At 40.6% G+C, this 9,703-nt stretch carries 10 protein-coding genes, 1 tRNA gene and 1 other RNA gene; 11 read left to right on the forward strand and 1 reads right to left on the reverse strand.

Annotation, left to right across the window (positions count from 1 at the left end; translation table 11 throughout):
- Window positions 1-5: 5 nt before the first annotated feature.
- The 6 genes from PHN32_02555 to PHN32_02580 all read left to right on the forward strand — a co-directional run bounded on the left by PHN32_02555 (window position 6) and on the right by PHN32_02580 (window position 5,361).
- Window positions 6-773 carry a class I SAM-dependent methyltransferase gene (locus tag PHN32_02555; GenBank protein ID MDD3776472.1) on the forward strand — a complete coding sequence of 256 codons (768 nt, stop codon included), beginning with the start codon at window positions 6-8 and terminating at the stop codon, window positions 771-773.
- Window positions 767-1,441, forward strand: a complete 675-nt coding sequence (locus PHN32_02560) for a SprT family zinc-dependent metalloprotease (protein ID MDD3776473.1) — start codon at window positions 767-769, stop codon at window positions 1,439-1,441. Before PHN32_02555 ends, PHN32_02560 begins: the two co-directional genes overlap by 7 nt.
- A complete protein-coding gene (locus tag PHN32_02565; protein MDD3776474.1) occupies window positions 1,442-2,359 on the forward strand; it encodes an ADP-ribosylglycohydrolase family protein in 918 nt (305 codons plus the stop codon).
- Window positions 2,352-3,038, forward strand: a complete 687-nt coding sequence (locus tag PHN32_02570) for a DNA alkylation repair protein (protein MDD3776475.1) — start codon at window positions 2,352-2,354, stop codon at window positions 3,036-3,038. Before PHN32_02565 ends, PHN32_02570 begins: the two co-directional genes overlap by 8 nt.
- Window positions 3,025-3,120 (forward strand) — tRNA-Ser (locus PHN32_02575). Before PHN32_02570 ends, PHN32_02575 begins: the two co-directional genes overlap by 14 nt.
- Window positions 3,121-3,234: 114 nt before the next feature.
- Complete coding sequence (locus tag PHN32_02580; protein ID MDD3776476.1) at window positions 3,235-5,361, forward strand: Tex family protein; 2,127 nt, start codon at window positions 3,235-3,237, stop codon at window positions 5,359-5,361.
- On the opposite strand, the gene PHN32_02585 is transcribed toward PHN32_02580, so the two are convergent.
- Entirely contained in the window at window positions 5,358-6,536 is a 1,179-nt protein-coding gene (locus PHN32_02585) for an MFS transporter (GenBank protein MDD3776477.1), read from the reverse strand. The genes PHN32_02580 and PHN32_02585 overlap by 4 nt on opposite strands.
- Before the next feature lie 145 nt (window positions 6,537-6,681).
- On the opposite strand from PHN32_02585, the gene ffs reads away from it, so the two are divergent.
- The 5 genes from ffs to PHN32_02610 form a co-directional block, all read left to right on the forward strand.
- An RNA gene (gene ffs / locus PHN32_02590) (signal recognition particle sRNA large type) lies at window positions 6,682-6,947 on the forward strand.
- A 19-nt stretch (window positions 6,948-6,966) separates the two neighbouring features.
- Window positions 6,967-8,514 (forward strand): DNA polymerase III subunit gamma/tau, encoded by a 1,548-nt coding sequence (dnaX, locus tag PHN32_02595; protein ID MDD3776478.1) that lies wholly within the window; start codon window positions 6,967-6,969, stop codon window positions 8,512-8,514.
- 10 nt (window positions 8,515-8,524) lie between these two features.
- Window positions 8,525-8,833, forward strand: coding sequence for a YbaB/EbfC family nucleoid-associated protein (locus PHN32_02600; protein ID MDD3776479.1), 309 nt, complete (start codon window positions 8,525-8,527; stop codon window positions 8,831-8,833).
- Between the two features lie 14 nt (window positions 8,834-8,847).
- The gene (recR, locus tag PHN32_02605; GenBank protein MDD3776480.1) at window positions 8,848-9,447 is read left to right on the forward strand and encodes a recombination mediator RecR; all 600 of its coding nucleotides are present in this window, start codon (window positions 8,848-8,850) and stop codon (window positions 9,445-9,447) included.
- Window positions 9,448-9,527: 80 nt separating this feature from the next.
- Window positions 9,528-9,703 (forward strand): aspartate kinase (locus tag PHN32_02610; protein ID MDD3776481.1); only part of this gene is annotated, 176 nt, incomplete at its 3' end.

The following is a 9,703-nucleotide window of genomic DNA, read 5'->3' on the forward strand; positions in this document are numbered from 1 at the left end:
ATGGTATGCTAAATTCAATGGTAAGAAAAATGAAATGTCCTCAAACTGGAAAAAGGCTAAAGCCTGATCCCTCTGATATTTTTTTGGAAGTGGAAGATTCAGATATAAAATATCCTATTTATGAAAGTATCATAAATTTTAGGGCAGAACTAAAAGAAGCTGATTTTAAAATTCCAGAACAAGGCCAGGGTTCCTTAATTAAATGGGAAGAGCTGATGGTTAAAGAAAGTGAATCCTTGGCCGGCAAGATCAATTTACCCCAGACTTTCAGGGCAGTGGCTTTAGATATTCCCTCAGGAAGTGATCTTTTTGTAAAAAAATCTTTTCAAAAATACAAGGAAGCATCCATATTGGTAGCAGATACTGACCCTTCTATGTTGTTAAGAGCAAAACAAAGGTATGAAGACTTAGGGCTAAAAAATGCTATTTTTATTTGCTGTGACCTAAACCGGTTACCCTTGCTGGAAGGGGTTATAGGTATGGTTGTATCCATGTTGGGGTTTAGCAGAATACCTTCCCAGGAGATGGCTATGACAGAAATAAAGCGGGTACTAAGGGTCAGCGGTACTTTTATTGGTGCCTTTTATTTACAAAATAACCCGGGTCAACAGTTTTTAAGCCAGTGGGGAGCCAAGGCGGAAGCATTTAAAACCATTGAAGAAATTGAAGGTTTTATGTCTGATAAATTTGATTTTATAGACCAGGAACTGGTAAAAAATAAATTTGTTTTTGAGGCCCGCAAAAGCTGGCCTTCCTGCGGGGTTAAATGGTAATGGGGCAAATAAGGATTGATAAATTAATACAGTCTTCCAGGAAGACTGTAGGATTGGAAATAACTCCTCAGGGAAAGCTAATAGTTAGGGCCCCGGCTATGGTTAACCCTGGTATGTTACAGGTCTTTTTAAGCAAAAAAGCAAATTGGATTCACCAAAAGAAAAAACTGGCTCAAGCCAGGGCCCAACTAGAGCCTGCCCTGGATTTAGGATCCAGCCCGCGAGTACTGCTATGCGGCAAATATTATCCTGTAAATTATATTGACGGCAAATATTTAAGATTTGATGGTGGCTTTTTCATCCCCAAGGTTGGGATACCACAACAAAAAAAGCTAATAGTAGGCTGGCTTAAAAGGAAGGCAAAAAAATATTTACTGCAAAGAGTGGAAAATCTAGCATGCCGGCTGGGTATAAGTTACAGGAAAGTGCGTATTACCTCTGCCCGCAAGAGATGGGGATCTTGTTCAGCTAAGGGTAATTTAAATTTTACCTACCGTTTAATAATGGCTCCTCCTGCAGTAATAGATTATGTAATAATCCATGAATTGATACATATATTGGAACACAATCACTCCAGGAAATTTTGGGAAAAAGTATCTTTAGCCCTGCCAGATTACAAATATTGCCAGCAGTGGCTTAAGGAGAATGAGTACAGGCTGGCAGTTTAAATGAAGAAAGAACAGCTAAGTGGAGGAATTCTGGGATTATGTATTGGCGATGCATTAGGAGTGCCATATGAAGGTTTTTCCCGGAAACAAATGGCCCGCTACCAGAAGATTTCTATAGAAAAAAGCCCTGGCATATGGTCTGATGACAGTTCACTTACCCTTTGTCTTGCCCAAAGCCTTACCGGAGGTTTCAATCTTAAGAACATAGCAGATAAATTTGTAGCCTGGCTAGAGGATGGTTACCTGACACCCCAGGGCACTGCCTTTGGCATAGGAAAGACTACTAGAATGGCCATAAATAATTTAAAGCGGGGAAAAGATCCACAACACTCAGGACTGACTGGAGAAGACAGTAATGGCAATGGCTCCCTGATGAGGATTTTACCCCTGGCTTATTATTGCTATCATATGGAAATCTCCCAGAGACTTGATATAACTGGAAAGGTTTCGGCCATTACCCATGCCCACCAGCGGTCAATTATAGCCTGTTGCATTTATATTCAGCTTGCTGTTGAAATTCTGTCCGGTAAAAATTTGATAGAGGCTTATAGGAATATGCAAAAAGCAATTGCCTCCTATTTTGCTGGAGATGAACAGCTACCTTATTATGACCGTATTCTAAATGATGACCTTTCAAAAGTTAGCAGGGATAATATATTTTCTGGAGGTTATGTAGTGGAGAGTTTGGAAGCCTCTATTTGGTGTCTTTTAAATAATAGCAGCTATCAGGACACGGTATTGGAAGCTATTTACCTGGGGCATGATACTGATACTACTGCCGCCCAGGCAGGAGGGCTAGCTGGCACTTACTATGGGCTGGGGGAAATACCGCCACATTGGATAAAGAGCCTGTCAAAAAAAGAAGATGTGGTACAAATAGCGGAAAATTTATGGGAGAGCATAATTATAAATGGATGATGTGGGCTATATAATAAAAGTACTTAAGCTTAATGCCGACCGGAAAACAGTTTTGGCTAGAACAGGTTACGGTATAAATGTTTCAGGCCAGCTGGGTCTTTCCATACCTTTTTTGCGTAAAACAGCCAAAGCTATAGGGAAAAACCATAGCATCGCCCTTCAATTATGGCAAAGCGGTATACATGAGGCCAGAATACTAGCCAGCATGGTGGATAACCCTGCCATGGTTACTAAAGCCCAGATGGAGCAATGGGCCAAGGATTTTAAATCTTGGGATTTATGTGACCAGGTATGCAATAACCTGTTTAAGTTTAGCCCCTATGCCTGCCGCATGGCAGTTAATTGGGCTTACAGGGAAGAGGAATTTATAAAAAGGGCTGCCTTTGTATTAATGGCTACCTTGGCTGTAGGGGATAAGAAGTTAGAAGATGCTAAGTTTGGCAAATTCTTACCTTTAATTATTTACCATAGCACCGACCCTAGAAATTATGTAAAAAAAGCAGTTAATTGGGCCTTAAGGCAAATAGGGAAAAGAAACCATGCCTTAAATAATTTAGCTATTGAAACTGCTGAAAAAATAAGTAATATAGATTCAGAAACTGCCCGGTGGATTGCTTCTGATGCCCTGAGGGAACTTAAGGGTAAGGCAGTGCAAAAAAGGTTGGGGAGAGATGGCTGAGTTTGGCTGAAAGCGCTCGATTCGAAATCGAGTAGGCAGCCTCGAAGCTGCCTCGGGGGTTCGAATCCCTCTCTCTCCGCCATAAGATAAATTGTTTCAGGTTTGAGATAGATAAAATAATCATTACTTCTTTTTTATTGATTCCTAAATCAATCCAGTATAGGATATTGTTTATTCTCAAAGGCTAAAGGATGTTATGGAAAATTATTCAAACATTATTGCTAACCAGTTGAACTTGGATAAAACCAAGGTTGAAGCCACGCTGAGTCTTCTTCAACAGGGAAATACTATTCCTTTTATAGCCAGGTACAGGAAAGAATCTACTGGGAACCTGGATGAAGTCCTTATACAGGAAATAGAAAGAGAAGAAAAAAAATTAGTGGAACTGGGGCTTAGAAAAGAAACCATCTTAAAGGAAATTATACGACAGGGGAAACTAAATCCTGAGCTTAAAGGCAATATAGAGAAAGCAGAGACTATATCAGAATTAGAGGATATCTATCTTCCGTATAAGCCCAAGAAAAAAACTAAAGCATCAATAGCTAGGGAAAGGGGCCTGGAGCCCCTGGCAGAAAAGATATGGGATCAGGGTAATTTTGATTTAGAAGCTGAGTCTAAAAATTATACCAGTGAAAAAGTGGCCAGCCCAGATGTTGCCCTGGAAGGAGCCAGGCACATAATAGCTGAATGGTTAAACGAAGACAGGCCAGCTAGGGAAAAGATCAGAAACCTTTTTGCCAAGAAAGCTGTAGTTCAGTCCATATGTACAAATAAAGATAATGAAGATGCATTAAAATATAAAGACTATTTTGATTACTTGGAACCTCTAGCCACAATAAGTTCACACCGGTATTTGGCTATAATCAGGGGAGAGAAGGAAAAATACCTTAGGGTAATGATAAGCCCTGATTCTGCAGAGGGTATATCTATACTGGAAAAAATTTATATAAAATCAAACAATGAAGCCAGCCAACAGGTAATGTTGGCCATACGGGACAGTTATCGGCGGCTTTTGGCTCCATCTATGGAAAATGAATTTAGGGCAAAAGCCAAGGAGAGCGCAGATAGTGAAGCTATAGCAGTTTTTGCCCATAATCTCAAACAGCTGCTGCTGGCGCCCATACTGGGTTCAAGGAGAATACTTGCTATTGATCCCGGCTACCGTACCGGGTGCAAAGTTGTATGCTTGGATGAAAACCTGGATTTAGTCTATAACCATACCATATATCCCCATCCTCCAGTAAAAAAAGAACAAGAAGCGGCCCAGTCTATCAGGGAAATGATATCCCGGTTTAACATAGAAGCAATAGCTATCGGCAATGGTACGGCCAGCAGGGAAACCCGCCAGTTCATAGATTCCCTAAACCTTCCAGATAAAGTAAAGGTATTTGTAGTCAGCGAAAGCGGAGCTTCCATTTATTCTGCATCTGAAGCAGCCAGGGAAGAATTTCCCCATCATGATGTTACAGTGAGAGGTGCAGTTTCTATTGGAAGGCGGTTGGCGGACCCTTTATCAGAACTGGTTAAAATCGACCCTAAGTCTATAGGGGTAGGTCAATACCAGCATGATGTGGACCAGGCCAGGCTGAAAGAAAGCCTTAACCAGGTAGTGGAGAGCTGTGTTAATATGGTAGGGGTTAACCTTAATACAGCCAGTAGGCATTTGCTGATGTATGTATCTGGATTAGGGGCCAAAATAGCTAAAAATATAATAAATTACAGAAGCCAAAACGGCTCGTTTAAAAACCGGGAAGAACTTAAGCAAGTGCCTAAACTGGGAGATAAGATATTTGAGCAGTGCGCGGGTTTTTTAAGGATAGAGCAAGGCACTAACCCTTTAGATAATAGCTCTGTTCATCCGGAAAGTTATTATCTGGTAGAAAAGATAGCGGAAGATTTAGGGGTGAAAGTAAAAGATTTGATAGGGGACAGGCAAATAGAACAGAAATTAGATTTATCCCGGTATGTGGATGGTAATGCAGGTTTGCTTACTTTAAAGGACATAGTCAAAGAACTGGCTAAGCCAGGCAGGGATCCCCGCAACAGGGTAGACGATTTCGAATTTAACTCCAAACTTAAAACCATAGAAGACCTAAAGCCAGGAATGATGGTAAATGGCATCATTACCAATATTACTAATTTTGGTGCCTTTGTAGATATTGGAATTAAAAGTGACGGACTTATACATATATCCCAACTGTCAGATAATTATGTAAAACAGGTACAGGATGTAGTAAGCATGCATCAGCAAATTAAGGCTAAAGTAATAGAGATAGATCTGCAGAGGAATAGGATATCTTTATCCCTTAAAGATATAAGTTAAGATCTGGCTTTAAGCCAGGGAAAAAATAAAAGCAGCATTATGCTCACCAAGGGGATAACCAGTATTATATTCATTGTAGCTACTACCCCTATCATATCGGCTACCTTTCCTAAAAATATCATAGTTATAGCGGCTGTGCCGCCGCTAAGGCCTATTACCAGAGAGGACGCCAGGCCAAGGTTGGCAGGAAGTATCTGTTGGGATAATCTTATACACACCGGAAGGGTGGAAATAAGGAAAAAACCTCCACTGATATAGAATAGGATTGACCACATTCCTTCAGTTCTAAACACTAAAAAGAAAAGAGGAAGGCATAGCAGCAAACCCAGTTGAATAAGTATAGTGCTCCTGATTCCCTTATCATTAAGGTATCCAGATACTACTCCACCTATAGCTCCAATAACCCCAAAAGCTAGAAGCAGATAACCTACGTTTAGCAAAGTTATATTCTTCTGGGTAAAATGAAGTGGAAGAAAAGTAGCCAAAGAAACCCAGATCAGATCCCTGGAAAAAGAGGTAAAAATAATTATGGCCAGTAAACCAAGCTTCGGTTTTTTTACTTTTTTTACTTTTTTAAAAATATTGGTGTGCGGTCCTGCCGGCAGGTTTAAATTTGGTGACTTTAAGGTTTTCAGTAAAATAGCTGACATGATTATCCCTGGCACCATGGTTAGAGGGGTATAGGGCAAACCAATTTTTTCTATTATAAATATTATAAACAGGGACCCGGCCGCATAACCAAGATTACCCCCAAAGGAAATTATGCTGTTTCCCAATCCCCTTTTTTCTCCACCGAAGTGGCCGGCGATAGAGGCGCTGGAAGGATGAAAGGCAGAAATAGAAAGATTTCCCAAAAAAAGGAAAATTAAAATTAACCAATAGGAGGGCAATACCCCCAGCATGCTTATAAATATGGCTGCCAGCATGGGTCCTGCTACCATAAATTTTTTGGTTCCGTGCCGGTCTGAAAGCAAACCAAAGATTGGCTGGGTAAAACTATTGGCAATATAATTGGTGGAAGTAAGAATGCTTACCAAAAAAAGAGACAACCCAAATTTTGTAGCCAGTACTGGTATCAACCCTACTATAAAGCTGGAATACAGGTCTGTTACCAGGTGGCTGGTAGCAGACAAGGAAACCTGTAATTTGTTAAATTTTGAGGTAGAATCAGCCATAAATTCCTATCCTAATAATTAAAGAATGATTCTACAACTTTAAATTTAAATGTAAAATATATTTACAGGGGTAAACCTGGGATAGGCTAAAATAAGGTATATAGTAATTTTATTTTTTTGCATTTATTTTATATAATCAATTAGGCCGTGCTAGGCGGGGAGCTAGCGGTGCCCTGAACTCACAATCCGCTATAGTGAGGCTGAACAACGGTATTGAGGTTTCCCGCAGTAGGGTTTGACCTGGTGTAAGTGGCGATGAAAGCTGGGTCTCATGCGGCGAAGAATTGCGAACCCCGTCAGATTCGAAAGGAAGCAGCGGTAAGCAATAAACTTCGGGTGCCATGAGGGAACCTGGCTGGAGCAAACTGCATTAGGGGCACCTGTTGCGGTAAATCGAATTCCGCTGCACGGCTTTATCTTAAGGAGAATTATGGGATATATTTCTTTTTACAGAAAATGGAGACCGCAGGATTTTGACCAAATTATTGGTCAGGACTATACGGTAAAGACTCTAAAAAACGCTATTTTAAAAGAAAGGTTATCCCATGCCTATATGTTTTGCGGGCCCAGGGGTACCGGAAAGACATCCACTGCCCGCATCCTGGCCAAAGCCTTAAACTGTGAACAGGGACCTACTCCCAACCCCTGCAATAAATGCAGCAGCTGTATAAGCATATCGGACGGAAACCATGTAGATGTGATAGAGATAGATGCAGCTTCTAATAATGGGGTAGAGCATATAAGGGAGCTGAGGGAAAAAGTTAAGTATCTCCCCAGCAAGTTAAGAAAGAAAGTATACATCATCGATGAAGTACATATGCTTTCAGTGTCAGCTTTTAATGCTCTTTTAAAAGTACTGGAAGAGCCACCTTCCCACCTTGTGTTCATTATGGCTACCACTGAGCCCCACAAAGTTCTGCCTACTATTATGTCCAGATGCCAGCGTTTTGATTTTTATCCTATACCTGTAGAAGAAATAGTAAAGAAGCTTAAAAGGGTAGCTGAAACGGAAAATATTTCCATCGAGGATCAAGCCCTTAACATAATAGCTAAATATGCAGATGGAAGCCTAAGGGATGCTGATGGCATGCTGGAGCAGCTGTCTTCGTATGGGACAGGTACTATAACCATAGATGATGTCACTACTTTGCTGGGAGTACTGGATTTTGAACTTTTGTTTGAGTTTGCAGATATTTTGATTGAAAAAGACTTGGAGCAAGCCATAATGTTTGCCCATAGGCTGTTTGACAGAAACCAGGACCTAGGTAACTTCGTACAGGAATGGCTTAACCACCTTTACCTGTTATTTGTATATAAAAATTATGAGTTTCCAGAACAAATAGAAAATATAGCTGCAGATATCAGTGAAAGGTATAAGTCTCAGGCAAACCGCATAAATGCAAAAGACCTGAATTACTTGATTGAGTTATATTCTGAATTACAAAAACAGGCAAGATATGGCCACTTGGCGAAAACCCTGTTTAAAACCACCATGGTTAGGGCCCTATCTGTAAATGGGGAGCCTGTAGTCCAAAAAAGCAGTCCACCTAGTGTAACCCAAGAGGCTTCAAGTCTACCGGGAGACCATAGTTTAAAGACGAACTGGCTAAAGATCATCAACCTGGTTAAAAGGGCTAAAATATCGGTGCATGCCATGTTTGTAGAAACCTCTGCCTACAAAATTGATAAGAACGATTTATGGTTTTATCTGGACCAAAATAAAGAATGGCATAAACAGCAGCTTAACCGGCCAGAGAATTTGGATATAGTGGCTAAAGCTGTTCAACAGGCTGTTGGAAAGAAATTTAAGATTACCTTTTCCACGGAATCAGATACTCAATATATAGAACTTCCCCGGGAAAAACCGGCGGACTATGATCAGGATGAAGCTGAACTGGAAACAGAAAAAGTGCAGGAAACTGATTCTACTGAAAAGGTCTATGACTACCTGAAAGAAAAATTTAAAATAAAGGAGTAAAACAGTGGGTATGAATTACGGTAATATGATGAAACAGGCAAAGATGATGCAAAAAAAAATGCAGCAGATACAGGAAGAACTAAAAAAAACCGAATTTGATGCTTCTGCCGGAGGAGGGGCAATTAAAGTAAAGGTTAACGGTGAGCAAGAGGTACTGGAAGTAAAAATAAATAAGGAAATGGTAGATGCAGAAGACCTGGAAATGGTGGAAGATATGGTGGTAGTGGCTATAAACGATGCTATTTCCCAATCCAAGCAGAAGATGCAGGAAGAGATGGGATCCTTGACAGGAGGCCTGAATATTCCCGGTTTATTTTAATTTAAGGAACGGTTATGGCCTTATATATAAAAGCAGTAGAAAATCTAATCAATGAGTTCCGTAAATTACCGGCTATTGGACCTAAATCTGCCAGAAGAATAGTGTTTTACCTGCTTAGCCGCCCCAAAGCAGATATTGACCACCTGGTAGAATCTTTGTTGGAAATGAAGGATAAAGTTGGGTTTTGCCGGCAATGCCACAATTTAAGCCAGGAAGATATTTGTGATATCTGCAGGGATCAAGCCAGGGATAGAAGTAAAATATGTGTAGTGCAGTCTCCCAGCGATGTAGCCACGATAGAGTCTACAGGCGAATACAGGGGATTATACCATGTGCTGGGGGCACTTCTTTCTCCTATTGAAGATATTGGTCCTGAACACATAAAATTGCCTTCACTGCTAAAAAGGATTGACGAAGGGGATATAAAGGAAGTAATATTGGCACTTAATCCTACAGTGGAAGGTGAAAGCACGGCCATGTATATTAAAAAGATTATGGGCGACCGTGCTATAAACGTAACCAGGCTGGCCAGCGGCCTGCCTGTGGGCGGGGATTTGGAATACACTGATGAACTTACCCTGGGAAGGGCTATTGCTAACAGGGGACAGTTCTGAGAAAAATTCAATTGTAAATTGACGAATTTTTAAAACAAATAGATAATATAAAAAATTAATATAGAGCAATAACAGCTATAATGAGAGAAAAGCGTAATATAATAGTAATGAAGTTTGGCGGTACCTCTGTAGCCGACGCTGAAAAAATCAGGAGGGTAGCATTAAGGGCAATACAGGCCAGGAAAGCTGGCAAAGAGGTGGTAGTAACAGTTTCCGCCATGGGTTCTACGACTGACGAACTAATAAAACTAGCAGG

It is taken from the genome of Actinomycetota bacterium, from assembly GCA_028698215.1.
GTDB lineage: Bacteria > Actinomycetota > Humimicrobiia > Humimicrobiales > Humimicrobiaceae > Halolacustris.